23 protein-coding genes and 2 pseudogenes are annotated in these 25221 nt (G+C 65.5%); 16 read left to right on the top strand and 9 right to left on the bottom strand.

What is annotated here, in order from left to right:
- Positions 1–6: 6 nt before the first annotated feature.
- A complete protein-coding gene (locus tag ATY02_RS23725; RefSeq protein WP_068581098.1) occupies positions 7–1428 on the bottom strand; it encodes a cytochrome ubiquinol oxidase subunit I in 1422 nt (473 codons plus the stop codon).
- A 127-nt stretch (positions 1429–1555) separates the two neighbouring features.
- Positions 1556–3880, bottom strand: a complete 2325-nt coding sequence (locus tag ATY02_RS23720; RefSeq protein ID WP_068581122.1) for an FdhF/YdeP family oxidoreductase — start codon at positions 3878–3880, stop codon at positions 1556–1558.
- Between the two features lie 444 nt (positions 3881–4324).
- Here ATY02_RS23720 and moaA point away from each other — a divergent pair, with 444 nt between their 5' ends.
- From moaA to moaE, 5 genes are read left to right on the top strand one after another with little or no spacing between them, the layout of a single operon-like run.
- Positions 4325–5323, top strand: coding sequence for a GTP 3',8-cyclase MoaA (gene moaA / locus ATY02_RS23715; RefSeq protein WP_068581119.1), 999 nt, complete (start codon positions 4325–4327; stop codon positions 5321–5323).
- A gap of 47 nt (positions 5324–5370) precedes the next feature.
- Positions 5371–6270 (top strand): bestrophin family protein, encoded by a 900-nt coding sequence (locus tag ATY02_RS23710; protein ID WP_068581115.1) that lies wholly within the window; start codon positions 5371–5373, stop codon positions 6268–6270.
- A gap of 42 nt (positions 6271–6312) precedes the next feature.
- On the top strand, positions 6313–6813 hold the full coding sequence (gene moaC, locus ATY02_RS23705) for a cyclic pyranopterin monophosphate synthase MoaC (protein ID WP_068581112.1): 501 nt from the start codon (positions 6313–6315) through the stop codon (positions 6811–6813).
- The gene (locus ATY02_RS23700) at positions 6810–7061 is read left to right on the top strand and encodes a MoaD/ThiS family protein (protein WP_022639465.1); all 252 of its coding nucleotides are present in this window, start codon (positions 6810–6812) and stop codon (positions 7059–7061) included. The genes moaC and ATY02_RS23700 overlap by 4 nt, the downstream gene beginning before the upstream one ends.
- Before the next feature lie 3 nt (positions 7062–7064).
- Positions 7065–7520, top strand: coding sequence for a molybdopterin synthase catalytic subunit MoaE (gene moaE, locus ATY02_RS23695; protein ID WP_068581109.1), 456 nt, complete (start codon positions 7065–7067; stop codon positions 7518–7520).
- Positions 7521–7695: 175 nt separating this feature from the next.
- Here the strand turns inward: moaE and fdhD are convergent, their stop codons facing one another.
- The 3 genes from fdhD to mobA form a co-directional block, all read right to left on the bottom strand.
- Positions 7696–8520, bottom strand: a complete 825-nt coding sequence (gene fdhD / locus ATY02_RS23690; protein WP_068581106.1) for a formate dehydrogenase accessory sulfurtransferase FdhD — start codon at positions 8518–8520, stop codon at positions 7696–7698.
- Between the two features lie 45 nt (positions 8521–8565).
- Positions 8566–9459: a LysR family transcriptional regulator gene (locus ATY02_RS23685; protein ID WP_022639462.1), complete on the bottom strand. Its 894-nt coding sequence runs from the start codon at positions 9457–9459 to the stop codon at positions 8566–8568.
- Positions 9460–9555: 96 nt separating this feature from the next.
- Entirely contained in the window at positions 9556–10170 is a 615-nt protein-coding gene (gene mobA / locus ATY02_RS23680) for a molybdenum cofactor guanylyltransferase MobA (RefSeq protein ID WP_022639461.1), read from the bottom strand.
- A 225-nt stretch (positions 10171–10395) separates the two neighbouring features.
- On the opposite strand from mobA, the gene moaB reads away from it, so the two are divergent.
- Positions 10396–10935 carry a molybdenum cofactor biosynthesis protein B gene (gene moaB / locus ATY02_RS23675; RefSeq protein ID WP_022639460.1) on the top strand — a complete coding sequence of 180 codons (540 nt, stop codon included), beginning with the start codon at positions 10396–10398 and terminating at the stop codon, positions 10933–10935.
- Positions 10932–12137, top strand: a complete 1206-nt coding sequence (glp, locus tag ATY02_RS23670; protein WP_068581104.1) for a gephyrin-like molybdotransferase Glp — start codon at positions 10932–10934, stop codon at positions 12135–12137. The genes moaB and glp overlap by 4 nt, the downstream gene beginning before the upstream one ends.
- On the opposite strand, the gene ATY02_RS23665 is transcribed toward glp, so the two are convergent.
- Positions 12134–13174 (bottom strand): FUSC family protein, encoded by a 1041-nt coding sequence (locus ATY02_RS23665; RefSeq protein ID WP_068581101.1) that lies wholly within the window; start codon positions 13172–13174, stop codon positions 12134–12136. The two genes, glp and ATY02_RS23665, sit on opposite strands and share 4 nt — an antisense overlap.
- 116 nt (positions 13175–13290) lie before the next feature.
- The gene (locus tag ATY02_RS23660) at positions 13291–14916 is read right to left on the bottom strand and encodes an NADP-dependent glyceraldehyde-3-phosphate dehydrogenase (protein WP_053131239.1); all 1626 of its coding nucleotides are present in this window, start codon (positions 14914–14916) and stop codon (positions 13291–13293) included.
- Between the two features lie 517 nt (positions 14917–15433).
- On the opposite strand from ATY02_RS23660, the gene ATY02_RS23655 reads away from it, so the two are divergent.
- The 3 genes from ATY02_RS23655 (at position 15434) to ATY02_RS23645 (ending at position 18549) form a co-directional block, all read left to right on the top strand.
- Positions 15434–15841, top strand: a complete 408-nt coding sequence (locus ATY02_RS23655; RefSeq protein WP_053131236.1) for a c-type cytochrome — start codon at positions 15434–15436, stop codon at positions 15839–15841.
- A 103-nt stretch (positions 15842–15944) separates the two neighbouring features.
- Positions 15945–17255 (top strand): D-arabinono-1,4-lactone oxidase, encoded by a 1311-nt coding sequence (locus ATY02_RS23650; RefSeq protein WP_416220693.1) that lies wholly within the window; start codon positions 15945–15947, stop codon positions 17253–17255.
- 85 nt (positions 17256–17340) lie between these two features.
- On the top strand, positions 17341–18549 hold the full coding sequence (locus ATY02_RS23645; protein WP_164487370.1) for a DSD1 family PLP-dependent enzyme: 1209 nt from the start codon (positions 17341–17343) through the stop codon (positions 18547–18549).
- A gap of 136 nt (positions 18550–18685) precedes the next feature.
- Here the strand turns inward: ATY02_RS23645 and ATY02_RS23640 are convergent, their stop codons facing one another.
- Positions 18686–19633 (bottom strand): SphA family protein, encoded by a 948-nt coding sequence (locus ATY02_RS23640; RefSeq protein WP_068581153.1) that lies wholly within the window; start codon positions 19631–19633, stop codon positions 18686–18688.
- Positions 19634–19892: 259 nt separating this feature from the next.
- On the opposite strand from ATY02_RS23640, the gene ATY02_RS23635 reads away from it, so the two are divergent.
- The 3 genes from ATY02_RS23635 to ATY02_RS23625 all read left to right on the top strand — a co-directional run bounded on the left by ATY02_RS23635 (position 19893) and on the right by ATY02_RS23625 (position 23006).
- Positions 19893–20927, top strand: coding sequence for an AraC family transcriptional regulator (locus ATY02_RS23635; protein ID WP_068581150.1), 1035 nt, complete (start codon positions 19893–19895; stop codon positions 20925–20927).
- A 205-nt stretch (positions 20928–21132) separates the two neighbouring features.
- A complete protein-coding gene (locus tag ATY02_RS23630; RefSeq protein WP_068581146.1) occupies positions 21133–22020 on the top strand; it encodes a Dyp-type peroxidase in 888 nt (295 codons plus the stop codon).
- A 17-nt stretch (positions 22021–22037) separates the two neighbouring features.
- Positions 22038–23006 (top strand): Gfo/Idh/MocA family protein, encoded by a 969-nt coding sequence (locus ATY02_RS23625; protein ID WP_172681630.1) that lies wholly within the window; start codon positions 22038–22040, stop codon positions 23004–23006.
- A 25-nt stretch (positions 23007–23031) separates the two neighbouring features.
- On the opposite strand, the pseudogene ATY02_RS23620 reads toward ATY02_RS23625, so the two are convergent.
- A pseudogene (locus tag ATY02_RS23620) lies at positions 23032–23580 on the bottom strand (amidohydrolase family protein); the annotation flags it as partial.
- 127 nt (positions 23581–23707) lie between these two features.
- On the opposite strand from ATY02_RS23620, the pseudogene ATY02_RS23615 reads away from it, so the two are divergent.
- The 3 genes and pseudogenes from ATY02_RS23615 to imuA all read left to right on the top strand — a co-directional run.
- A pseudogene (locus ATY02_RS23615) lies at positions 23708–23945 on the top strand (LysR substrate-binding domain-containing protein); the annotation flags it as partial.
- Positions 23946–23983: 38 nt separating this feature from the next.
- Positions 23984–24601, top strand: coding sequence for a transcriptional repressor LexA (gene lexA, locus ATY02_RS23610; RefSeq protein ID WP_068581136.1), 618 nt, complete (start codon positions 23984–23986; stop codon positions 24599–24601).
- Positions 24601–25218 (top strand): translesion DNA synthesis-associated protein ImuA, encoded by a 618-nt coding sequence (imuA, locus tag ATY02_RS23605; RefSeq protein WP_022639437.1) that lies wholly within the window; start codon positions 24601–24603, stop codon positions 25216–25218. The genes lexA and imuA overlap by 1 nt, the downstream gene beginning before the upstream one ends.
- Positions 25219–25221: the final 3 nt, after the last annotated feature.

The raw sequence follows: 25221 nt of genomic DNA, 5'->3' as shown, positions 1-25221 counted from the left end.
CTTGTTTCAGTTGTGGTGATCGCCGGACGCGAACGTCTCGGAGATGGCGGACAGCGGACGACGCGGGGTTGGTTCCTGGGCCTGTGTGGCTTCGGGCAGGTGCTCGTGGTGGGGCTGCGGGCCCTTGCGCACCAGCTTCATCATGTAGCCGATGCCCACGGCGAATACCGAGAAGTAGATCAGTACGAACAACGCCAGGGACACGCTCAGCTGCATCACGCTGTGGTTGGACGCGGCATCGCTGGTACGCAGCAGGCCGTAGACCACCCAGGGCTGGCGACCGACTTCGGTGGTGATCCAGCCTGCCAGCATGGCGATCAGCCCGGTGGGGCCCATCAGCAGGACCAGGCGCAGGAACCAGCGATTGCGGTACAGCGCGCCGCTGCGCCGCAGCAGCAGGCCCAGCACCCCGGTGAGGATCATCAGCATGCCGAGCCCGGCCATGATGCGGAAACTGAAGAACACGATGGCCGAGTTGGGTCGGTCTTCCTTGGGGAAGCTCTTGAGCGCGGGGATCTGCTTGTCCAGGCTGTGGGTCAGGATCAGGCTGCCCAGGTACGGCACCTCCAGGGCGTAGTCGGTCTTCTCGCTGTCCATGTTGGGCAGGCCGAACAGCACCAGGGGCGAGGGCTCGTCACCGTGGTTTTCCCAGTGCCCTTCGATGGCGGCGATCTTCGCCGGCTGGTGTTCCAGGGTGTTGAGGCCGTGGGCATCACCGACCACCGCCTGGATCGGCGCGACGATCAGCGCCATCCACAGCGCCATCGACAGCATCTTGCGCACTTGCGGCGTGTCGTTGCCACGCAGCAGGTGCCAGGCGCCGGAGGCCCCGACGAAGAACGCCGTGGAGACGAACGCGGCGATGGCCATGTGCGCCAGGCGGAAGGGGAACGACGGGTTGAAGACGATCGCCAGCCAGTCCATGGGCATGATCCGCCCATCGACGATGGAGAAGCCCTGGGGCGTCTGCATCCAGCTGTTGGAGGCCAGGATCCAGAAGGTCGAGATCAGGGTGCCGATGGCCACCATCACCGTGGAGAAGAAGTGCAGCCCGCGGCCGACCCGGTTCCAGCCGAACAGCATGACCCCGAGGAAACCCGCTTCGAGGAAGAACGCGGTGAGTACCTCGTAGGTCAGCAGGGGGCCGGTGATGCTGCCGGCGAAGTCCGAGAAACGACTCCAGTTGGTGCCGAACTCATAGGCCATGACCAGTCCGGAGACCACGCCCATGCCGAAGTTGACGGCGAAGATCTTCGACCAGAAGTGATACAGGTCCTTGTAGGTGTTGTTGTGGGTCTTGAGCCAAAGCCCTTCGAGCACGGCCAGGAAACTGGCCAGGCCGATGGTGATGGCCGGGAAGATGATGTGGAACGAGACCGTGAACGCGAACTGGATGCGCGCCAGGTCCAGTGCCTGTAGATCAAACATGACGATACCCTCGTAAAGGCTGGATGCCGTGCAGCCGCCGCCCGTTCGCCGCGAGCCGCAAGGGCTCGCGCTATGGGGGCGGGGGCTGCGAGTGGAGGCCGGGGCGGTGTACCGACCCCGGGCCCGGTCAGACGCCGACGGACTGGATCAGGTTGCTGGCCTGGGCCGCCTCCAGGCGGATGGCGATGAACTTGGAAGTCGGCGTATAGGTGCGGTCGCCGTAGCTCTCCAGTGGCACCAGGGGGTTGGTCTCCGGGTAGTAGGCGGCGGCTTGGCCGGCGGGGATGTCATAGGCGATCAGGGTGAAACCGCTGACCCGGCGCTCGCGGCCGTCTTCCCACAGGGACACGATGTCCACCTTCTGCCCGGGCTCGTAGCCCAGCTTGCGGATGTCCTGTTCGTTGGCAAACAGCACCTCGCGCATGCCGTAGACCCCGCGATAGCGATCGTCCAGGCCGTACAGGGTGGTGTTGTACTGGTCGTGGGAACGCATGGTCTGCAGGATCAGCTGCGGCTGCTCCTTGAGCTTGCGCACCCCGGGGTTGACCAGGTCCGCGGGCAGTTCGCTGGGGGTGAACTGCGCCTTGCCGGTGGCGGTGTTCCAGCGCCGGTCGGCCGCGGGGTTACCCAGGTGGAAACCGCCGGGGTGGAGCAGCTTGAGGTTGAAGTCGCTGAAGCCCGGGATGGTATCGGCGATCAGGTCGCGGATGCGCCCGTAGTCTTCGATCACCCACAGCCAGTCGATGGGACGCGGGCCCAGGGTGGCGTTGGCGATGCCGGCGATGATCGCCGGTTCCGAGCGCAGGTGCGCCGACTTGGGCCGCAGCTGGCCATGGGAGATGTGCACCATGCTGAAGGTGTCCTCCACGGTGACGCCCTGGGGACCGTTGGCCTGGATATCGATATCGGTACGGCCCAGGCACGGCAGGATCAGTGCCTCGCGACCGGTCACCAGGTGGCTGCGGTTGAGCTTGGTGGCGATGTGCACGGTGAGCTCGCAGTTGCGCAGGGCGGCGTGGGTGCGAGGGGTGTCCGGGGTCGCCTGGGCGAAGTTGCCGCCCAGGCCGATGAACACCTTGGCCTTGCCCTGTTCCATGGCCGAGATCGCCATCACCGTGTTGTGGCCGTGCTCCCGTGGCGGCTTGAAGCCGAAGCGCGCCTCCAGGGCGTCCAGCAACTCGGTGGGCGCCAGTTCGTTGATGCCCATGGTGCGGTCGCCCTGCACATTACTGTGGCCGCGCACCGGTGACAGGCCGGCGCCCGGGCGGCCGATATTGCCGCGCAGCAACAGCACGTTGATCACTTCCTGGATGGTCGGCACCGAATGGGTGTGCTGGGTCAGCCCCATGGCCCAGCACATGATCACGCGCTTGGCCTTGCGATACATGCGGGCGGCCAGTTCGATATCGGCCAGGGACAGGCCGGACTGCTCGACGATGTGGCTCCAGGACGTGGCGTCGACCTCGGCCAGGTAGCTGTCCAGGCCCGAGGTGTGTTCGGCGATGAAGGCCCGGTCGAACACTGCTTCGCCATTGCTGGCCAGGGCTTCACGCTCCCAGCGCAGGAGGAACTTGGCGATGCCGCGAAAGGCCGCCATGTCGCCGCCCAGGGCCGGACGGAAATAGGCCGAGGAGGTGGGCTCGGAGCCGTTGGTGAGCATCTCCAGCGGGTGCTGCGGATGCTGGAAGCGTTCCAGGCCACGCTCCTTGAGCGGGTTGAAGCAGATTACCTGGGCACCGCGCTTGACCGCCTCGCGCAGCGGTTCGAGCATCCGCGGATGGTTGGTGCCGGGGTTCTGGCCGATGACGAAAATCGCGTCGGCCTGCTCCAGGTCGTGGAACACCACGGTGCCCTTGCCCACCCCGACGCTCTCGAACATGCCCACGGCGCTGGCTTCATGGCACATGTTCGAGCAGTCGGGGAAATTGTTGGTGCCGTAGGCGCGCACGAACAGTTGGTACAGGTAGGCCGCTTCGTTGCTGGCCCGGCCCGAGGTGTAGAACTCGGCCTGGTTCGGCGAGTCCAGGCCCTTGAGGTGACTGGCGATCAGGTCGAAGGCCTCGTCCCAGGTGGTTTCCACATAGCGGTCCTGGGTGGCGTCGTAGCGCATCGGATGGGTCAGGCGGCCCTGGTATTCGAGCCAGTAGTCGCTCTGCGCGGCCAGGGCCGAGACTGTGTATTTATTGAAGAATGCCGGGTTCACCAGGCGCCCGGTGGCTTCCCAGTTGACCGCCTTGGCGCCGTTCTCGCAGAACTTGACCATGCCGTTTTCCGGCGACTCGCCCCAAGCGCAACCCGGGCAGTCGAAACCGCCGTTCTGGTTGGTCTTGAGCATGGCGCGGATGTTCTTGAAGGCGTTCTCGCTGCCCAGCCAGTTGCGGGTCACCGCCATCAGTGCCCCCCAACCGGCGGCCGCGCCCTTGTAGGGTTTGTATCGATCAACTTCGCTCATGATATCTCTCCAATACATCGCACGCAGGGAACCGCCCGACATTCAATGGATGTCGATAGTTTCTTACTGCTCAGGCTAAATGCGATTTTGCTGGGACTGGTTATAAGCCCCGTTGTGTTTGTTTGCGTGGAGTAACTTTCGCAGCCTTTCTCGGGCCACGAATAAAGCCTATTCGGCGTCCGTACAGGCTGTCTAATCGCAATTAATGACCAGTTGATCGAGAACCTCTATCAGGGTATTAATTCATTAAAAATCAATGTATTGAGTGAGTTATCTTGATGGTTTTGCGCTTGATAGATGTTTTTGATCAACCAGTTGTTAATAGCGATTGGACGGACTTTTGAATGGCTCTTAATCTTGCCGCCAATAACTCGCGACAAGCGCGGCTGCACTGTCGGAGTTCAACTAATATTCAATGAGTTCGCATCGGCGACAGAGGCTGTGATGGCAGATCAAGTATTGGTGGATGGCTTTGCTCGCCGGGTCGACTATCTGCGCATGTCGGTGACTGACCGTTGCGATTTTCGTTGCGTGTATTGCATGGCCGAGGATATGCAGTTCCTGCCGCGCCAGCGCATCCTGACCCTGGAAGAGCTGTACCAGCTGGCCGAGCGTTTCGTCGCCCTGGGCACCCGCAAGATCCGCCTGACCGGTGGCGAGCCGCTGGTGCGTTCCGGGGTGGTCGAGCTGTGCCGGCGCATTGCGCAGCTGCCGGGCCTGCGCGAGTTGTGCATGACCACCAACGGCTCGCAACTGGGCAAGCTGGCCTCGCCGTTGTTCGATGCCGGAGTCAAGCGCCTGAACATCAGCCTGGACAGCCTCGACCCGCAGCTGTTCCGCCAACTGACCCGCACCGGTGAGCTGTCCCAGGTGCTGGCCGGAATCGATGCGGCGAACACCGCTGGTTTTACCCGCACCAAACTCAACTGCGTGGTGATGAAGGGCCGCAACGACCACCAGATCAACGACCTGGTGGCCTTCGCCATCGACCATGGCCTGGACATCTCCTTCATCGAGGAGATGCCCCTGGGCGCCATCAGCGAACACAGCCGCAGCGATGCCTTCTGCTCCAGCGCCCAGGTGCGCGAGCGCATCGCCGAGCGCTACACCCTGATGGAGTCGGCGGAATCGACCCAGGGGCCGTCGCGCTACTGGCGCCTGGCCGAGGCACCGCAGATCCGCCTGGGCTTCATCTCGCCCCACAGCCACAACTTCTGCGGCACCTGCAACCGCGTGCGGCTGACCGTGGAAGGGCGCTTGCTGCTGTGCCTGGGCAACGAACACTCGATGGACCTCAAGGCCGTGCTGCGTGCCCACCCGGGCGATACCCAGCGCCTGGAACAGGCCATCGTCGAGGCCATGAAGCTCAAGCCCTATCGCCATCACTTCGAGCTCAACGATGAGGTGCAGGTGGTGCGCTTCATGAACATGACCGGCGGCTGACCGGCCCCATCCCTTGCTTGCCCGAATCGTCCAGAGGCCGTCCTTCGATGATCGTCAGATCCAAACCCAACCTGCTCGGCGTGCTGTTTTCGCTCAAGGGCTCGATCGCCAAGCGCATCGCCCTGCGCAGCCTGCTGGTGACCCTGCTGGCCGCCGCCATCGTGTTGATCGAGACCCTGCACCCGGCGTTCTTTTCCAAGGTCAACGCCACGCCCTTCACCTTGCTCGGGCTGTCGCTGTCGATCTTCATGAGCTTTCGCAACAACGCCTGCTATGACCGCTGGTACGAGGCGCGCAAGGCCCTGGGCAGTATCGTCACGGATGTGCGCTCGCTGATCCGCGAGACCCAGGTGATCGGCGATACCCAGGAGCGCGGGGCGATCCTGCGCAACCTGTGCGGTTTCGCCCATGCCCTCAAGGCCCGGCTGCGCCAGGAGGACGAGCTGGGGGTCGCAGGCACCTGGCTCAGCCAGCTGCCGCCGGCGGCGACCCCGAACGTCAGCGACAACGTACTGCGCCTGGTCTCTAGCCAGTGTTCGGGCCTGGCCGAATCGGGCCGCCTGAGCGAGTGGCGCTACATGCTGATCGCCAACCTGCTGGCGGGCATGACCACGGCGCAGACCACCTGCGAGCGGATCAAGGCCACGCCGTTGCCGTTTCCCTACACCTTGCTGCTGCACCGCACCAGCTACATGTTCTGCATCCTGCTGCCCTTTGCCATGGCCGAGCCCCTGGGCTGGCTGACACCGATCTTCACCGCCATCGTCAGCTACACCTTCTTTGGCCTGGACGCCATCGGCGACGAGCTGGAAGACCCTTTCGGTCGTGACGAAAACGACCTGCCCCTGGACGCCATCGTGCGCAACATCGAGCGCGAGATCCTCGATGCCCTGGGAGCCACCGAACTGCCGCCGGTACTCGAACCGGTGGACTACGTCCTGAGCTGACCCGCCCCGGGTCGCCAGGCTTTCCCTTGCCTGAGGTTGAACATGAACGACGCTGTCGCCAGTCCCGCGTTGACCCACCTGGACGCCCAGGGCCGGGCCAACATGGTGGATGTCACCGCCAAGCCCGCCACCGACCGTGAGGCCCTGGCCGAGGCCTGGGTGCGGATGCACCCGGCCACCCTGCAATTGCTGGAGGACAACGGCCATCCCAAGGGCGACGTGTTCGCCGTGGCCCGGATCGCCGGGATCATGGCGGCGAAGAAGACCCACGAGCTGATCCCCCTGTGCCACCCCTTGCTGCTCACCAAGGTCAGCGTCGAGCTCGCCGCGGCGCCGCCGGATCGGGTGCGAATCACCACCCGTTGCCGGCTCAACGGTGCCACCGGGGTCGAGCTGGAGGCGATGACCGCCGCCAGCGTCGCCGCCCTGACCATCTACGACATGTGCAAGGCGGTGGATCGCGGCATGGTCATCGAGGGCGTGCGGCTACTGGAGAAGCACGGCGGCAAGTCCGGTTCATTCATCGCGGGAGAGCAGCCATGATCCTCATCAACTACTTTGCCCGCTACCGCGAACAGCTGGGCAGCGGCGGCGAGAAGCTGGCGCTGCATGCCGAGCTGCGCACGGTTGGCGATGTGCGCCGGTTGCTCATGGCCCGGGACGAGAACTGGGCCCGGGTACTGGGGGAGAACAGCCTGATGTGCGCGCTGAACCAGGACCTGTGCAAGCTCGACGCGCCCATCGAGGACTTCGACGAGATCGCCTTCTTTCCGCAAGTGACGGGGGGTTGAGGCATGGGTATCCAGGTCCAGCAACAGGCCTTCAGCCTCGATGCCTTGAATACCGCCCTGCAGGCTGGCGATCCGGCAGTGGGGGCAGTGGTGACCTTCGTCGGCTACGTCCGCGACCTGAACCTGGGGCAGGCGGTGCAGAGCCTGTTCCTCGAGCATTACCCGGGCATGACCGAGCGCTCCTTGCGGGGCATCGTGGCACAGGCCGAGCAGCGCTGGCCGCTGCTGCGGGTCGAGCTGGTGCATCGGGTCGGGCTGCTGCGGGTCGGCGAGCCGATCGTCTACGTCGGTGTGGCCAGCGCCCATCGCCAGGCCGCTTTCGAGGCCTGTGACTTCATCATGGATTACCTGAAGACCCGTGCGCCGTTCTGGAAGCGCGAAGTCACCGACAGCGGCGAACATTGGGTCGAAGGCCGTGCGAGCGACCAGCAGGCCGCCAGCCGCTGGCAGCAACCCTGAGCACCTGCGGTAGATCTGGAACCGACTTTGGGTGGCGAGGGCGGTCGCTGCCGCTCGGCAGCGCAGGCCGTAAACCCGAGTCCTCGCTATACCTGATCGAGCGCCTGCCCAAGCGGATGGCAAGGCTGCGCCTTGCAGTGCGAGCAACTTCTCGCGCCACGATAATGCCCAGCGATCACACCGGGCTGTAGATCCGTGGCGGGCTGCGGTGGGGGACGTGGATCAGGTTGAGGTGGTGCTTGTTGGCCCACTGCACGGTCAGGGCGGTGGGCGCCGAGAGGCTGACCAGGGTGCCCAGGCGTGCCCGCACGGCCTTGTGGATCAGCTCCAGGCTGCAGCGGCTGGTGACCACGGTAAAGCCCAGGCGTGTATCGATCCCGGCGTGGAGCAGGGCGCCGATCAGCTTGTCCAGGGCGTTATGGCGGCCGATGTCTTCCTGGCACAGGCGTACCTCTCCCTGTTCATCGAAGTACAGCGCCGCATGCAGGGCGCCGCTGCTGCGGGCCATGAGCTGGGCTTGCTCGATGCGCTCGCGCAGGCCCTGCAGGTGCTCCACCGGCGGCAGTGGCGTCGGTTCCAGCACCTGTAGCTGGGGCAGGGCCTGCTCCAGGGCCTCGACTCCACACAAGCCGCAGCCGCTGGTCCCGGCCAGTTGCCGGCGATGGTCCTTGAGGGCCCAGAAGGCCCGGCTGGAAATCTGCACGTCGGCCTGGCAGGCCTGGGGGAAATGGCTCAGGCGGATGTCGTAGATCTCGTCCAGGCCGGTGACGATATCGTTGGTGACGCTGAAGCCACGGATGAAATCCTCCAGGTTGCCCGGAGACACCATCATCACTGCCTGGCTCAGGCCGTTGTAGGTGATGGCCAGGGCGGTCTCGGCGGCCAGGGGCGCATGGGCCTCTTGCGGCGAGCCGTATTCGCGATAGGCCACGCTCTGCGGCGCCGGGGCCGGTGCGTTGGCCTCGGGCTGTTGATCCGCTTGTTCGATCCGGCAAACCATGCATCCACCTCTTGCTACTGGTGCGCCCGCAGGCGCGCTAAACGGTCATTCGCCCTTGATCGCGAACAGCTTGCGAGCTTCGGCGAAACACTTCTCGGCAATCGCCGACCGTGGTTCGGTCTTGCGCATCACCATGCCCAGGGGCGCCAGCACGCTGGCGTCGGGCAGGTTGATGAAGGCCAGGTTCTCGATCGGAGAATCCAGGCCGCTGTCCAGGGGCATGATCGAGCAGCAGAAGCCTTCGTGGATGGCCTGGAACAGCTGGTAGGTCGAATCGCTTTCCAGGATCGGCTGCGGGTTGAGGCCGCGGCTGCGGAAACTCAAGTCGATGGACTTGCGATAGTGCATGCCGGTGCTGAGCATGCCCAGCGGCAGTTCGGCGGCATCTTCCCAGCTCATCTCGTTGCCTTCGAAATGAAAGTGCCGGGTGTCGTACAGCAGGCCGACCCGGGTCTCGCCGATCTCGAAGAAATCCAGGTAGTTGGGATTGACGTGGTCCAGGTAGCAGACCCCCAGGTCCAGCTGGTTGTTGCCGATCTCCTCGATGATGCGGTCGGAGCTTCCGGACGACAGGCTGAACTTGAGCTCGGGAAAGCTCGCCGACAGCTTCTGCACGTAGCCGATGGGGTTGAAGCCGCTCAGGGGCACCAGGCCCAGGCGCAGGTTACCCACCAGTTGCCCGCGGCAGGCCGCGGCTTCGGCGAACAGCCCGTCGTGGGCGGCGAGCAGGGTCTTGGCCCAGGCCAGCACCCGTTCGCCGGCCTCGGTGAAACCCTCGAAACGCTGGCCCCGGGTCACCAGGATCAGGTCCAGCTCGTCCTCCAGGTTGCGCAGGCGCATGGACAAGGTCGGCTGGGTGATGTGGCAGCGCGCGGCAGCCTGGCCGAAGTGGCGGGTCTGTTCCAGCGCGATCAGAAACTTCAGTTGCTTGATGTCCACAATGGCACCTGTCGTGGGAGGGTCGTCGTCAGTATTAACGCAGAGGTTCAAGCTGTGGGAAGACCCGAAGATCGTCCCGGGCTGTTCCGCCGGCCTTCAGGCCGGGGAGCCGGGGGGTGTTTCAGACAGTAGTTCAGGGCTGTTGAAATTGCTCAGCCGGGGATCGTCGGCAGCGCAGTGCAGGGGCGTCAGGCCCTGTACGCGCAGGGCCCGCAGCAAGCTGCGCTCGCCCTGGTCCCAGGCCTGGCGTAGATCGCCCAGCAGCCGCGTCGGCAACAGGCTGAACATGGGTTGCCATTGGCCGTCCTGCTGCACCATCACCGGTTGTTCGCCCGCGCTGCGGGCTTGCCACAGGGCTTCGATCAAGGCGCCATCGATGCATGGCGCATCGCAGGCCAGCACCAGCAGCCAGGGGTGCCGGGCCTGGGCCAGGCCCGCCAGGACACCGGCCAGCGGGCCGGGAAAATCCTGCTGGGCATCGGCCACCAACTGATCGGCGTAGGGCCGATACTGCTCGGCGTTGCGGTTGCAGGAAATGATCAGGTCGTCGCTCAAGGGCCGCACCACGTCGTGCACATGGGCAATCAGCGGCCGGCCGCGCCAGGGCACCAGGCCCTTGTCCCGACCGCCCATGCGCAATCCGCGCCCGCCTGCCAGCAGCAGGATCGAGCAGGGCAGGGGAGTGGCGATGGCAGGTCGGGTCGGGGTCATTGGTCACGGGCATGTCAGGTCGATGGCGGGCACGATCTCATTGTCTGTCCGCGGCGTCCAATCAGAACATTCGAATGGCTGATCGATCTGGCTTATCAGGCCCTGGCACGGGCCTGGCGACGATAGAGCGGGTCGATAATCCGGTCAGCCAGAACGATTAGACAGCCGCGCTTTGCGGCCTTTAGCCTGGGTCCATGATTTTTATCTTGGCGGTCGGAGAGTGACATGAGCGTGAAGGCGGATGCGTTGTTTGTACCTTTGAATATTGCCGTGCTGACGGTCAGCGATACCCGGGAATATGCCACCGATACCTCCGGGCAGTTGCTGGTCAGCCGCTTGCTCGAAGCCGGGCATACCCTGAGCGAGCGCAACCTGCTCAAGGACGATCTGTACAAGATCCGCGCCCAGGTCGCGACCTGGATCGCCGACGAGCGCATCCAGGTGGTGCTGATCACCGGCGGCACCGGCTTCACCGGCCGCGACAGCACCCCGGAAGCCGTGGGTTGCCTGCTGGACAAGCGCATCGATGGTTTCGGCGAGTTGTTCCGCGCGATCTCGATCCTCGATATCGGCACCTCCACGGTGCAGAGCCGGGCCCTGGCCGGGCTGTCCAACGGCACCCTGGTGTGCTGCCTGCCGGGCTCCACCGGCGCTTGCCGGACCGCCTGGGAAGGCATCCTCGCCGAGCAGCTGGATGCCCGGCACCGGCCGTGCAACTTCGTTCCGCACCTCAAGCCGGTGCAGGCCTGCGAGTCCCGCGGATGAGCCAGGGCAAGCTGATGCCGGTGGAGGAGGCGCTGGCCAGCCTGCTGGCCATGGCCGATGCCCGGCAACTGGACCAGAGCCAGGAGCTGGCCCTGGACGAGGCCCGGCAGCGGGTCCTGGCCTGCGACCTGGTGGCGACCCTGGATTTGCCGCCCTGGCCCAACAGCGCCATGGACGGCTACGCCCTGGATCTTGCCCACTGGGATGGCCAGCCACTGCTGGTGGCGCAAACGGTGTTCGCCGGCCGGCCCGGTACGCCGTTGCAGCCGGGCACTTGCGCGCGGATCTTCACCGGCGCCCCGGTGCCCGCCGGCGCCGACTGCGTCGAGATGCAGGAAAACGTCGAGCTGCTGGATGATGGCCGGGTGCGTTTCACCCAGACGCTCAAGCCGGGGCAGAACATCCGCCCCCAGGGCCAGGAGAACCGCGCCGGCCAGGTGCTGCTCGAGGCCGGCACGCGCCTTGGGCCTTTCGAGTTGGCGGTGGCCGCCGCCCAGGGCTGTACCCGGTTGCCGGTGGTGCGCAAGCCCCGGGTGGCGCTGCTGTCCACCGGTGACGAGCTGCTGGAGCCGGGCATGGCGCTGCGCGAAGGCTGTATCTACAACAGCAACCGCACCTTGCTCCGGCATTGGCTCGATGCCCTGGGCTGCGAGGTGATCGATGCCGGGATCCTGCCAGACCAGCCGCAGCAGACCCGGCTACGGCTCGAGCAACTGCAGCATGGGGCCGACCTGATCCTCACCACGGGCGGAGTGTCCGCGGGCGATGCCGACTGCCTGGGCCAGGTGCTGCGCGACAGTGGCCGGCCGCTGTTCTGGAAGCTGGCGATCAAGCCCGGCAAACCCCTGACCGTGGGCTACTTCGGCCAGGTGCCGGTGATCGGCCTGCCGGGCAACCCGGCCTCGGCCCTGGTGACTTTCGGCCTGCTGGCCCGTGCCTACCTGCTGCGTATCCAGGGCGTGGGCGAGGTCGAGCCTTTGGGCGTCATGGTGTCGGTGGCCTTCGACTGGGCCCGGGCCGGCAGCCGTCGAGAGTACCTGCGCGCAGGCCTGGAGCAGGGGCGGGCGGTGCTCTATCCGAACCAGAGCTCCGGGGTGCTGCTGGGTGCCTGCTGGGCTGATGGCCTGGTGGAAATCCCCGAAGGGCGGACCCTGCAGGCCGGCGATCTGGCGCGCTTCATTCCGTTCAGCGAGCTGTTCTAGATCTTCCAGTGCCGGGCGCTCTTGGCCAGGCGCTGGCGCATCTCGCCGAGGGTCGTCACCAACTGCCGGGTCAGCAGCCGGTAGCCATCCGGCGCCGAGTGCGCCGGTGCTTCCAGGGCATTGCCCGGGCTGGCCTCCAGGGGTTTTTCCAGGCGTTGGGTAATGCCTGACTGCAGGGCCCGGGCCATGCCCACCAGGTGCATGCGGATCTGCCGGTGCTCGGCCTTGAGGCCCAGTTGCATCTGCGCCATGGCCTGGCGGTCGCCAGCATCGGGACGGGTATTGCCGAGGATCTCCAGGGTGCTGATGCACATCCGCAGGTTGCGCTGGATGGCGTCCAGCTCGGTCATGGAGATTCGCACTTCCTTGGACACCGAAGGCATCAGCGAGCGCAGCTGCAGCATGGCGCTGTTGACCCGCCCGAGCAGCCTCAGGTGCTCGTCGTCGGTCACCGATTGGCCCTTGATGATCCGTCCGTACAACTGCGCGCAGTCGCGCAGGGCGCTGGCCAGGTTGTAGCGCCAGGAATACACCGCGTACAGCGGGATGGCGAAGGAAAACGCCAGGGCCAGGGCGATGCCGATCAGGATATCCACCGCCCGCCACAGGCCATCGCTGACCTGGTTGTCGCCATGGCCGGCGACGATGAACACGGTGATCGCCGCCAGCAGCGCGGTGTAGCCACCCTTGCCGATGGCGTGGTAGGAGAAATAACCGCAGACCGCCGACATGCCCAGGTAAGTCAGCCAGGGCTGGCCGAAGTACGCCTGCTGCACGATCAGCAGCAGGCCGACCCCGGCGCCCACCAGGGTACCGATGGCCCGTTCGGTGGCTTTCTTGCCGATGTTGCCGTGGTGCTGCAGGCCGCCGATCACCACCAGCATGGTCACCGAGGCCCATTCGCCGTGGGGCAGGTTCAGGCCGGTGGTCAGGAGGATCGTGGCGATCAGCCCGAGGGCCACCCGCACCGCGTGGATCAGCCGCGCATGGCGGTAGCGCCGGTATGGGTCGAGCACTGGCCGCAGCAGATGGCGCAGCCAGGAGGGCAGGCGTGTGCCCCGCAGGTGTTTGAACGGGCCCAGACCGGTTTCTCCTGTGGTGGGTGAAAGGCAGCGAGTGGGGGGGAGCCTGCCAGGCAGGCCCCCGGGCCTTGCTAGAAAATGTAGTCGGTGGTCAGGAAGCTGGAGTCACGGTTGCGGATGATGTCGCTGATCAGTTCCTTGTTGCGCGCCTGGAACTTGGTGGCCACCAGGGTGCGGATCGAGAAGGTGCGCAGCGCGTCATGGACCGACAGCGTGCCCTCGGCGGAGTTCTTGCGGCCGTTGAAGGGGAAGGTGTCCGGGCCGCGCTGGCATTGTGCGTTGATATTGATCCGTCCCACCTGGTTGGCGAAGGCGTCCACCAGCTTGCCGATTTGCGCCGGGTCACTGCCGAACAGGCTCAGTTGCTGGCCGAAGTCCGACTCCAGCACGTAGTCGATCACCGTCTCCAGATCGCGATAGGGCACGATGGGCACCACCGGGCCGAACTGCTCCTCGTGGTACACGCGCATCTGCGGGTTCACCGGGTACAGCACCGCCGGGTAGAAGAACGAGGCGCGGGACACGCCGCCATCGGGGTTCACCACCTGCGCGCCATGGGCCTGGGCATCGGCCACCAGGCCCTGCAGGTAGTCGACCTTGGTGTTTTCCGGCAGTGGGGTCAGGGCCACGCCGGGCTCCCAGGGCATGCCCGGCTTGAGGCTTTGCAGCTTGGCATTGAATTGCTCGATGAAGCGTTGCACCACCGCTTCGTGGACGAACAGGATCTTCAACGCGGTGCAGCGCTGGCCGTTGAACGACAAGGCACCGGTCAGGGCTTCGCTGACGGCGTTGTCCAGGTCGGCATCGGGCAGCACGATTCCCGGGTTCTTCGCGTCCAGGCCCAGGGCCGCGCGCAGGCGGTGCGGCTTGGGGTGGAGTTTCTTCAGGTCGCTGGCGGCCTTGTTGGTGCCGATGAAGGCGAAGATGTCCACCTTGCCGCTGGCCATCAGGGCGCTGACGGTCTCGCGGCCGCTGCCGTAGATGACGTTGATCACCCCGGCCGGGAAGCTGTCGCGGAACGCCTCCAGCAATGGGCGGATCAGCAGCACGCCGAGCTTGGCCGGCTTGAACACCACGGTGTTGCCCATGATCAGCGCCGGGATCAGGGTGGTGAAGGTCTCGTTGAGCGGGTAGTTGTAGGGCCCCATGCACAAGGCCACGCCCAGGGGCACGCGGCGGATCTGGCCGAGGGTGTCCTGCTCCAGTTCGAAGCGGCTGGAACGCCGGTCCAGCTCCTTGAGCGCGCCGATGGTGTCGACGATGTAGTCGCAGGTGCGGTCGAACTCTTTCTCCGAGTCCTTGAGGTTCTTGCCGATCTCCCACATCAACAGCTTGACCACCGCCGTGCGTTGCTCGCGCATGCGCGCCAGGAAGGCTTCCACATGCTGGATGCGCTCGGCCACGCGCATCGTTGGCCAAGCGCCCTGGCCCCGGTCGTAGGCGCGCACGGCGGCGTCCAGGGCCTGCAGTGCGGTGTCGGCATCCAGCAACGGGGTACTGCCGAGGATCACCTGCTGGTCGCCGTCGGCGCCTGTGAGGTAGATCGGGCTGCGGACCTGGGCCAGGGGGCCGTTCCAGATACGCAGCTGGCCATCCACCAGGTAGTCGCGTTGCTCCACCGGGTCGGGCAGGCGATAGGCTTCGGGGATGTCGCTGGCGGCAGGAAACAGGTTGCTGAGGACTTTGGCTGTGGTCATGACTCTACCCCGTGTTGGAAATGGCTCTGGCGCGGATGACGGGCGATTCGTCGTTCCTGGGTTTATCAGGCCGTTGAAAAACTACCTGCGTTGCCATCGCTGCGTTGAAAACAGGCTGGTGCGCCAGCCCGGTCAAAATGCTCATTTACCACGGGTAAACTGCGCTTTTCGCCTGTTTTCGCCTTGCGCTGGCTGCCTCGCCTAGGTTTTTCAACGGTCTGTTATACGCCTGAACGGCCGGGTTCTTCAGCAGTTTCTGCGCTCGGTCGGCAGGCGGTCATGGTTCGAGATTAAACGTTTCAGCGAATGCCCGGCAACTGTTCTCGGCGGCCTGCGCCAAGCCTTGGCCGCAGGCTGTCCGAGCACAGGCCGGGCGCTCTGGCCGGCTGTCCGGCCAAGTCCCCTTGGCTGGCCGCCAATGCCCTCAACCCGGGGACGCCGGTGCCTTAGTGTTGCCCTGTGAGGTGGGTCCCGTGGCCGGGATCGACCCTTTGCCCGGCTGCCCCGAGGACTGCCTATGCCCAGCGTCACCCTTGCGTTTTCCCCCCCGTTGCGGCGCTTGCTCGCCCCAGCCTGTCGCGGCGCCCTGGTACTGGCCCTGGGCTTGTCCCTGGGCGCTTGCGGCGATGCCGAGCCGCCGGCGCCCGGGCGCCTTGACGCGGCCCGCCAGAGCCCGGCCGACCCGGACCTGGCGCGGATCTACGACAGCAGCTGCAAGCTGTGCCATGCCAACCCGGCTTCCGGCGCGCCGCTGGCCGGCGATGCCAAGGCCTGGGCCCCGCGGCTGGCCCAGGGCGCCGATACCCTGCTGGACCACAGCATCAACGGTTACCAGGGCATGCCGCCCATGGGCCAGTGCATGCAGTGTTCCGAAGAGCAGTTCCTGGCGCTGATCAGCTTTATGTCCGGCCATTCATTCCAATAAAAATACAAGGTCACCTTCCATGGTCATGCACCTCTCTCGCCGTCGCCTGTTGCAAGGGGCCGGCGCCCTCGGCGCATTCACCGCGCTGTGCAGCAACCCGCTGATGGCCGAACTGGTCCGCGCCCCGCGGCTGATTCCCTGGCGCAACTGGTCCGGCGCGCAAAGCTGCCTGCCCGAGGCACGCCTGGCGCCCAAGGACCTGGACGAGCTGGTCCAGGTGATCCGCAAGGCTCCAGGCAAGATCCGCCCGGTGGGCTCGGGGCACTCCTTCAGCGCCCTGGTGCCCACTGACGGCACCTTGCTGTCCCTGGCCTATTTCAACGGCCTGCTGGAGCACGATCCCAAGACCCTGCAGGCGGAGTTCGCCGGCGGTACGCCGATGTCGCTCATGGGGCCGGCGCTCAAGGAGGTGGGGCAGGCCCTGTGGAACATGGCCGACATCGATTACCAGACCCTGGCCGGGGCGATTGCCACTTCGACCCATGGCACCGGGGTCGGCTTCGGTTCCTATTCGAGCCAGGTCTGCGGGTTGCAACTGGTGACCGCCGCCGGCCAGGTGCTGGACTGCGACCGCCAGCGTAATGCCGAGGTGTTCCATGCCGCGCGGGCGTCCCTGGGGGCGCTGGGGGTGATGACCCGGGTGCGCTTGCAGAACCGCGAGGCCTATCGCCTGCGGGAGAAGCAATGGATCGCCAAGACCGACGAACTGCTGGAGGACATGGACCACCTGACCCGCAGCAACCAGCACTGGGAAATGCTCGTGGTCACCCATTCCGACTACGCCCTGGCGGTGGCGCTGAACGAAACCACGGACCCGGCCACCCCGCCTCGCGATCCGGCCGAGGAGGGCGGCAACGAGTTCGTCAGCCTGATCGAGAACCTGGACAAGTACGTCAGCGATTTTCCCGACACCCGGCGCCACCTGCTCAACAGCCTGCGCTGGTTGGCGAGCTTCGACGAACGGGTGGGCGATTCCTACCAGGTCTACGCCAACGTGCGCAGCGTGCGCTTCAACGAGATGGAGTACTCGGTGCCGGCGCACTTGGGGCCGGCCTGCCTGCGCGAGATCCTCGCACTGATCCATGACAAGGACCTGCGCACCTGGTTTCCCATCGAGTACCGCTACGTCAAGGCCGACGACATTCCCCTGAGCATGTTCGAGGGGCGCGACAGTTGCTCGATCTCGGTGCACCAGCACTACAGCATGGACCACCACAACTTCTTCGCCGCGGTGGAGCCGATCTTCTGGAAATACCAGGGGCGCCCACACTGGGGCAAGCACCACAGCCTCAACGCCCGCAACCTCCAGGCGCTGTACCCGCAATGGCAGGCTTTCGCCAAGGTACGCCAGGAGCTGGACCCACGCGGCACATTCATCAACGCCCACCTGGCCTCGGTGCTGGGGGTGGCATGAAGCGGAGATCAGAACCATGAACCGTCGTCGTTTCATGGCCGGCACCCTGGGTGCCGGCGTCTTGTTGGCGGGTGTCGGCGCCTGGCTGCGGCCGGGCGAGCGGGGCGCGCCCTACGATGCCTATTTCGCCGGGCTCAATCGCGAGCTCAAGGCCAACGGGCCGATGCAGCCGGTGATGCTGATCGACCTCGATCGCCTGGACCACAACATCGACGTGGTCATGCAATCGGTGCAGCGCGGCGGCAAGCAACTGCGTCTGGTGGAGAAATCACTGCCGTCGCCCGGGCTGCTGGCCTATATCGCTCAGCGTGCCGGGACGCGGCGCTTGATGTCGTTCCATCAGCCGTTTCTCAACCACGATGCCCAGGTCTTCGCCGACGCCGACATCCTCCTGGGCAAGCCGCTGCCGGTGCGCGCCGCCGAATTGTTCTACCAGCAGCACCAGGGCCCGTTCGATCCGGCCCGGCAACTGCAATGGCTGCTGGACACTCCCGAGCGCCTGCAGCAATACCTGGCGCTGGCCCAGGGCCTGGGCACCAGGATGCGCATCAATATCGAACTGGATGTGGGGCTGCACCGTGGCGGGGTGGCGGACAACGCGGCCCTGGGGCAGATGCTGGCGTTGATCGCCGCTCACCCGCAGCACCTGGAGTTCGCCGGGTTCATGGGGTACGACCCGTTCGTCGATATGGGCGTGCCGGGGATTCTCGGCTCGCCGGAAAGTCTGTTCGCCAAGGTCATGGCGATCTACACAGGCTTCGTCGATTTCACCCGCCAGCAGTACCCGGCGCTATGGCACGCGGGCCTGACCCTGAACACTGCCGGTAGCCCCAGCTATCGGCGGCACGAGCAGGAATCCCTGAGCACCGAGGTCTCGGTGGGCACGGCGATGCTCAAGCCCAGCCACTACGACCTGCCATCCCTGGAACAGCACCAGCCGGCGGCGTTCATCGCCACCCCGGTGCTCAAGAGCACCGGGCCGGTGCGGATCCCGGCCCTGGATGACAAGTCACGGCTGTTGTCCTGGTGGGACAGTAACCAGCGCGAGACCTTCTTCATCTACGGCGGGCACTGGCTGGCGGATTTCGAATCGCCAGCGGGGTTGCAGAGCAACGACCTGTTCGGTCGCAGCTCCAACCAGGAAATGGTCAATGGCTCAAGCTCCGTGGGCCTGGCGGTGGACGACCATATCTTCCTGCGCCCGCACCAGAGCGAAGCGGTGCTGCTGCAGTTCGGCGACCTGCTGGCCCTGCGCGGCGGGCGCATTGTCGAGCGCTGGCCGGTCTACGCCTGACCCCCATGGCGCGGCTACACAAAGCCTGTTGCGCCAAGGTCCGCAGGACCTTCAGCGATGCTAAGACCGCCGTGGCCCTGCGGGCCATGCGCAGCCTGCGGCAGCGGCTACACGAAACCTGTAGCCGCCCGCGGGTTTACAAGGCGAAAGGAATGGTCAGCTTGGCCCACAACATGTCGCCCTCGGGGCGGTTCTCCACATCGAACTCCTTGGCCCAGCGGATCTCGGCGCTGGCGTATTTGAGAAACCGCAGGTGCAGCGCCGGGCCGATGGCGAACACCTGGCCGCGCACGCCGTCGCTGACGTCCTCGCCCATGAAGGTCACGGTCTTGCCGAACTGCTTGTCGTCGGTGGTCTGCTTCAGGTAGTAGCCGTTGAGCCCCAGGCTCAGGTCATCGGTCACCCGGTAGCTGGCCGAGTAGTCGAAGTGGAAGATCTGCCCGGAGCGGTAGTGAGTGGCGTGGTTCTCCTTGTTGAAGCTGTAGGTGCTCTTGAGCGACAGCTCGGTGCGCTCGGTGGGCAGCCAGGTCATGGAGAACAGCGGCTTGTAGGTGGTGAAGTTGTTGCTGGTGTTGGCCATCCGCTCCTTGTCGTATTCCCCCGTGGGCAGGGTCACCTCCACGGCGGCGGCCAGGGTCAGGTCGGGGCCCATGTCCCAGAGGATGATCGGCGCCAGGGTGGTGTCGCCCATGCTCTCGCGGCGGTCGCTCTGGCCGAACATCGCCACTTGCTGGCGCAGGTAGGGCTGGGCCGCGTAGCCCCCCAGGCGCCCGCCGAAGATGCGTATCGGGCTGAGGTAGTCCAGGCGCGGGATGATCGCGTCGGAGGTGATCTTGACCCCCGGGACCTTCCCGCCCATGGAGCTGATGTCGAGCTTCTTCGCCTGGTAGTGGTTGTAGTAGAGGTTGAAGGAGAACATGTGGTCCGGAAGCTGGTCGGACCCTAGCGGCAGGACGTAGAAACCGTCGGTGCCGGGACCTATGTTGTCGACGCCGGACTCGGTGGCCTGGGCGCTCACGCAGCAAGTAGCCAGGACCAGGGCCAGGCCTGGGCGCAGGGGAAAACTGGGACGGGTCGGGTGCATGGTTGGGCTCATTCTTATTGTTAGTAGGAGGGCTGCGGCGGGGGCACCGGCCGCCCCATAGAAATAAGCCCTGGCTGGCCCGCGGGGCAGGGTATTGGCGGCCACTCAGGGGGACTTTGTCGGACACTTTGCAATGCCTTGTTACATTCCTCCGCCAAAGCCTGTGGGAAGGGATATGCTTGGCCTGGCCGGTGCAGCCTTGGCAGCGGTGTTGTCCCGACAATAAGAACAGCCGCCCTAGCGGCCCGGAATCGCCTCCATGAACAAAGCCGTCGATCCCCATGACCAGCTGGCACTGGTGTCTCCTTTTCTGTTGCAGACCCTGGCCGATGTCGCCAACGACAAGGGCATCAGCGCCGAGCGCCTGTGCCGTGGCCTGGGCTTCACCCTGGACGACCTGCAGGACCCGACCCTGCGCATCTCCTACCGCCAGGCGGTGGCGATGATCGAACGGTCCCTGGACGCGTTGCCCCAGCAAGGGCTGGGGCTGTGGGTCGGCAGCCGCAACGTGCTGGGCACCCTGGGTCTGCTGGGCCATGCCCTGTCCCTGTGCCGGACCCTGGGCGACGCCTTCGAACTGGGCATCCGCCACCAGCACACCTCGGGCACCATCGTCAGTGCCGATATCGGGCGCCAGGGCGAGGAGTTCTTCGTCGAGCTGCAATGCCGGTTGCCCTACGGTGAGGTGCAGATCTTCGCCGCCGAGGAGTTCTTCGCCAGCTTGCTGATCTATGGCCGGGCGCTGTTGAGCGCCGACTTCCAGGCGTTGCGGGTGGAGTTCATGCATGCCGCGCCGGCCTATGCCGGGCTCTACACCCAGTTGCTGGGACCGAACGTGCACTTCGGTTGCCTGCACGCGCGCATGGTGATCGAGGCCCGCTGGTTGCAGGCGCGGTTGCCCAACCACCATCCGGTGGCGCTGCGCCAGGCCCTCAAGCTGCTGGAGCTGGAAAGCGCCCAGGTGCACCAGAAGATGGACCTGATCCAGGCGGTGGAGCGGGCCTTGTCCCGGGATTTGCGCTCCGGCAGCCATATCGAGCAGGTGGCGGGGGACCTGAACATGAGCGGGCGCACCCTGCGCCGGCGCCTGACCGAGCACGGCCTGACCTTCGAGGCCTTGCTGGAACGGGTGCGCCAGGCGCGGACCCTGAACCTGCTGGGCAACCCCGAACTGTCCATCGAGCGCATCACCGAAGAGGTGGGCTACAGCGACGTGCGCAGCTTTCGCCGGGCCTTCAAGCGCTGGACCGGCCTGAGCCCCAGCGCCTTTCGCGACGAAGCGGCGTTGCATTGAGCGGGGCTGGCGTTTCTGCGGCCGCTGCGTGCCCGTACGCAACCTGCGGCAGCGGCTACATGAATCCGGTGTAGCCGCTGTCGAGCCATGGCGAGGCTGCGTCAAGGGCCGCAGGCCCTTCAGCAATCGTAAGATCCAGGTGATCCTGCGGGTCGCGCACGGCCTGCGGCGGCGGTAAACTCCGTGCTTTCATTCAGGAGTTCCCATGAGTTACTACCAGTCCGGCATCCTCGCTGCCCCCGTTCCGTCCCAGGCCCGCCATCTGTTTTTCGCCCTCGAGTCCATCGCGGCGTTGCCCCAGGCGCTCGACCAATTGCTGGCGCGGATCGATGGCGCCAGCGCCGTGGCCGGGTTCGGTGCCTCGCTGGTCAAGGCCCTGGGGGCTCGTGTGCAAGGACTGAAGGCCTTCCCAGGACTGACCGGGGTCGGCGTCGACAATCCCTCGACCCAGCACGCCCTGTGGGTCTGGCTGCATGGCGAGGAGCGTGGTGAGCTGATGCACCGCAGCAACGAACTGGAGGCCGCGCTGGCCCCGGCCTTTCGCCTGGTGCAGATGAACGAGGCCTTCCGCCACAAGACCGGCCACGACCTGACCGGCTACGAAGACGGCACCGAAAACCCCCAGGACGAAGCCGCAGCCACGGCGGCCCTGGCCGATGGCGAAGCCGGCCTGCGTGGCGGCAGTTTTGCCGCGATCCAGCAGTGGCAGCACGACTTCAAGGGCTTTGCCGCGATGCATTCCCAGGAGCGCGACCACATCATCGGGCGACGCTTGAGCGATAACGAAGAGCTGGAAGATGCGCCGGAGTCGGCCCACGTCAAGCGTACGGCCCAGGAAAGCTTCACCCCCGAAGCCTTCCTCGTACGGCGCTCGATGCCATGGATCGAAGGTGACAAGGGCGGCCTGATGTTCCTCGCCTTCGGCCACTCCTTCAGCGCCTTCGAAGCCCAGCTGCGGCGCATGAGCGGCCTGGAGGACGGCATCGTCGATGGCTTGTACCGCATGAGCCGGCCGCTCACCGGTGGCTACTACTGGTGCCCACCGCTGCACAACGGCCAGCTCGACCTGCGCGCGCTGCAAGCGTCGAAATGAACACCGGGGCCGAGCCGCTGCGGACCGTGCGCTGGGGCATGATCGGTTGCGGCAGTGTCACCGAGCGCAAGAGCGGCCCGGCCTTCTACAAGGTTCCGGGATCGGCGCTGGTTGCGGTGATGGGGCGCCGGGCCGAGGCGGTGCGCGACTATGCGCAGCGCCACGGCATTGCCCGCTGGTACACCGATGCCCAGGCCCTGATCGACGACCCCGAGGTGGACGCGGTGTACATCGCCACGCCCCCCGATAGCCATTACGCCTACAGCCTGCAAGTGGCCGCTGCCGGCAAGCATTGCTGCGTGGAAAAACCCATGGCCCTGCATGCCGGGCAAAGCCTGGCCATGCAGCAGGCCTTCGAGCAGGCCGGGCTGCATCTGTTCGTCTCCTATTACCGGCGTTCCTTGCCGCGCTTTGCGCAGGTGCGGCAATGGCTGGCGGATGGGCGCATCGGTACGGTCCGGCACCTGCACTGGAGCCTGAGCAAGGCTGCCTCCGAGGCCGACCGCAGCGGCGCGGCCAACTGGCGTACCGACCCGCAAGTGGCTGGCGGCGGCTATTTCGCCGATTTGGCCAGCCATGGCCTGGACCTGTTCCAGTACCTGCTGGGCGATATCGTCGAGGTGGCCGGCTTCAGCACCCGCCAGGCCGGGCTGTATGCCGCCGAGGATGCGGTCAGCGCCAGCTGGCGTTTCGCCTGTGGGGCGCTGGGCAGCGGTGCCTGGAACTTCGTCGCCGACCGTCGGGTGGATCGGGTGGAAATCATCGGCAGCCAGGGGCGCATCAGCTTTTCGGTTTTCGACGAGCAGCCGTTGCAACTCGAAGCCGAAGAGACCCTGAGCCTGTTCATTGATACGCCCGAGCACATCCAGTGGCATCACGTGCAGGGCATGAACGCCCATATCCGCGGCCAGGCCTGGCACCCGGCCCTGGCCAGCGAAGCCCTGAAGACCGACCGGGTGATGGACCGGATCCTGCAGCGCGGCTGATCCCGGGGCGCCCGCCTTTCGGGCCCCCGGCGCGCTTTAGCATGATGTCATTGGCCCAAGCGGTATGGTGATCGCTGCCGGTGAATACCACCGGCACACTGGCCCATTCTTCCTGGTTGAATCGTCGGCCCAAGGCCTCTGCCTGAGCCCAATAAGCCGAGCTTATGCCGGCGAGGCTGAGGACATCGGCATGCTTGGCGGTGCCGTCGTCACGCCAGGCACGCAAGCGTTTTTCCAGTTCGTGGAGGCTGACCACTTCGTCTTGCATATTGGCGCTGGTCATTTCCAGGCCACCGAAGATCGCATGGGAGTGGGTGTCGATCAGACCTGGCATCAGGGTCTTGCCACCCAGGTCGACGACCCGGGTATGACTGTCGATCAGGTTCTTGATCTGCGGGTCACTGCCGGTTTGCAGGATCTTGCCGTTTTCCACTGCCAGGGCTTGGACCTTGGGTCTAGCGTGGTCGGCGCTGAAAGTCTGGCCGTTGAACAGCACCAGGTCGGCGGCAGCCATGGCTTCCAAGGAGGCAAAACTCATGGCGACAAGCAACAGCGTCGGGGTCAATCTTTTCATTGAGTGTTTCCCTGTCATTGCGTCTGATCGCCAAATTAGGAGCGGTCCGCAGTGGGTAGAACGGACGATTCATGAAAAACATTTTTGCCTGAATGGAAAAATCATGGACAAGTTGAATGCCTTGAAGATGTTCGTGGCCAATGCCCTGGCTGGACGCGGTGTGTTGCACACCCCGTTGTGGAGCGTCGTGCCTTATCTGGCCGACGGGCGCCTGGTACGTTTGATGGCCGGTTATGAAATCGACCCGGACAGCTTCGGGCCGCACATCACTTGCGGTCTATCCCAGCCACCGTCGAGCGACGGCCAAAGTGCAGGCGTTCATCGCCTATGTCAGCGGTTTTTTGAGTAGCTGTGGCCTGGACTGATTGGCGGTTCTTGTAAGAAAATTCCGAGAGGAGTACAAATGTACTCCATGACGACTTTATCTCCCCGGCGCAGTGCCATCCTGACCTTTATCCGCGAACGCATCGCCGATCGCGGCCAGCCGCCGAGCCTTGCCGAGATCGCCGAGGCCTTCGGTTTCGCCTCGCGCAGCGTGGCACGCAAGCATGTACTGGCCTTGACCGAGGCCGGTTTCATCGAGGTCAACCCGCATCAGGCGCGGGGTATCCGCCTGCTCAACCAGGCACCACGTCCCGAGCTGCTGGAGGTCCCGGTGCTGGGCCGGGTCGCCGCCGGTGCGCCGATCGGCGTCGATGCCGAGATCCATGGCCAGTTGCTGCTGGATCCGGGGTTGTTCTCACGCACGCCCGACTATCTGTTGCGGGTCCAGGGCGACTCGATGATCGACGACGGCATTTTCGACGGCGACCTGGTGGCGGTACGCCGCAGCGCTGAGGCGCGTAATGGCCAGACGGTGATCGCTCGGCTCGATGGCGAGGTGACCATCAAGCGCTTCGAGCGCAAGGGGCAGAGCATCCGCCTGCTGCCACGCAACCCGGCCTACCAGCCGATCGAGGTCACGGCCGATCACGAGCTGTTCATCGAAGGCGTGTTCTGTGGCCTGGTGAGGCAGGGCTGATGGGCGCTGTGGTCGCACTGGACTCGCTGTTCAATGCCGGGCGAGTCTGGAAGGGCCGCCCGGCGGCCGTGCCCGCCAGTGTGCATGCCACCGGCCACGCTGCCCTGGATGCGGTGTTGCCCAGTGGCGGCTGGCCGGAAGCGGCGCTGACGGAAATCCTCGTCGCCGCCCAGGGCCTGGGCGAGTTGCAATTGCTCTGGCCCAGCCTGGCGCGGCTGGCGGCGGCGGGGGAGCGCATCGTCCTGGTGGCGCCGCCGTTCGTGCCTTTTCCCCTGGCCTGGCAGAACGCCGGGGTGGATCTGCGCCAGTTGTCGATTATCCAGGCCGCAGAGCGCGACGCCTTGTGGGCCGCCGAACAGTGCCTGCGCTCGGGCAGTTGTGGCGCGGTGTTGTGCTGGCCGCAACAGGCCGACGACCGGGCCCTGCGGCGCTTGCAGGTGGCGGCCGAAAGCGGCCAGACCCTGGCCTTCGCCTACCGTCCCCTGGAGGCCGCGCACAATCCGTCGCCAGCGGCCCTGCGCCTGACCTTGCAGGGCCATCCTGCGCAGTTGCGGATTCTCAAGTGCCGGGGTGGCCTGGCCCATCCACAACCGATTGCCCTGCAGGCCGGGCACTGAGGT

The organism is Pseudomonas sp. BIOMIG1BAC (assembly GCF_001705995.2).
GTDB lineage: Bacteria > Pseudomonadota > Gammaproteobacteria > Pseudomonadales > Pseudomonadaceae > Aquipseudomonas > Aquipseudomonas sessilinigenes.
The sequence above is the reverse complement of the archived record's forward strand: the minus strand, read 5'-3'. Positions and strand labels throughout refer to the sequence as shown.

Coding starts and splice junctions, on each gene's coding strand:
- ATY02_RS23725 (WP_068581098.1), bottom strand. CDS start 1,428: ATGTTTGATCTACAGGCACTGGACCTGGCGCGCATCCAGTTCGCGTTC.
- ATY02_RS23720 (WP_068581122.1), bottom strand. CDS start 3,880: ATGAGCGAAGTTGATCGATACAAACCCTACAAGGGCGCGGCCGCCGGT.
- moaA (WP_068581119.1), top strand. CDS start 4,325: ATGGCAGATCAAGTATTGGTGGATGGCTTTGCTCGCCGGGTCGACTAT.
- ATY02_RS23710 (WP_068581115.1), top strand. CDS start 5,371: ATGATCGTCAGATCCAAACCCAACCTGCTCGGCGTGCTGTTTTCGCTC.
- moaC (WP_068581112.1), top strand. CDS start 6,313: ATGAACGACGCTGTCGCCAGTCCCGCGTTGACCCACCTGGACGCCCAG.
- ATY02_RS23700 (WP_022639465.1), top strand. CDS start 6,810: ATGATCCTCATCAACTACTTTGCCCGCTACCGCGAACAGCTGGGCAGC.
- moaE (WP_068581109.1), top strand. CDS start 7,065: ATGGGTATCCAGGTCCAGCAACAGGCCTTCAGCCTCGATGCCTTGAAT.
- fdhD (WP_068581106.1), bottom strand. CDS start 8,520: ATGGTTTGCCGGATCGAACAAGCGGATCAACAGCCCGAGGCCAACGCA.
- mobA (WP_022639461.1), bottom strand. CDS start 10,170: ATGACCCCGACCCGACCTGCCATCGCCACTCCCCTGCCCTGCTCGATC.
- moaB (WP_022639460.1), top strand. CDS start 10,396: ATGAGCGTGAAGGCGGATGCGTTGTTTGTACCTTTGAATATTGCCGTG.
- glp (WP_068581104.1), top strand. CDS start 10,932: ATGAGCCAGGGCAAGCTGATGCCGGTGGAGGAGGCGCTGGCCAGCCTG.
- ATY02_RS23660 (WP_053131239.1), bottom strand. CDS start 14,916: ATGACCACAGCCAAAGTCCTCAGCAACCTGTTTCCTGCCGCCAGCGAC.
- ATY02_RS23655 (WP_053131236.1), top strand. CDS start 15,434: ATGCCCAGCGTCACCCTTGCGTTTTCCCCCCCGTTGCGGCGCTTGCTC.
- ATY02_RS23650 (WP_416220693.1), top strand. CDS start 15,945: ATGGCCGAACTGGTCCGCGCCCCGCGGCTGATTCCCTGGCGCAACTGG.
- ATY02_RS23640 (WP_068581153.1), bottom strand. CDS start 19,633: ATGCACCCGACCCGTCCCAGTTTTCCCCTGCGCCCAGGCCTGGCCCTG.
- ATY02_RS23635 (WP_068581150.1), top strand. CDS start 19,893: ATGAACAAAGCCGTCGATCCCCATGACCAGCTGGCACTGGTGTCTCCT.
- ATY02_RS23630 (WP_068581146.1), top strand. CDS start 21,133: ATGAGTTACTACCAGTCCGGCATCCTCGCTGCCCCCGTTCCGTCCCAG.
- lexA (WP_068581136.1), top strand. CDS start 23,984: ATGTACTCCATGACGACTTTATCTCCCCGGCGCAGTGCCATCCTGACC.
- imuA (WP_022639437.1), top strand. CDS start 24,601: ATGGGCGCTGTGGTCGCACTGGACTCGCTGTTCAATGCCGGGCGAGTC.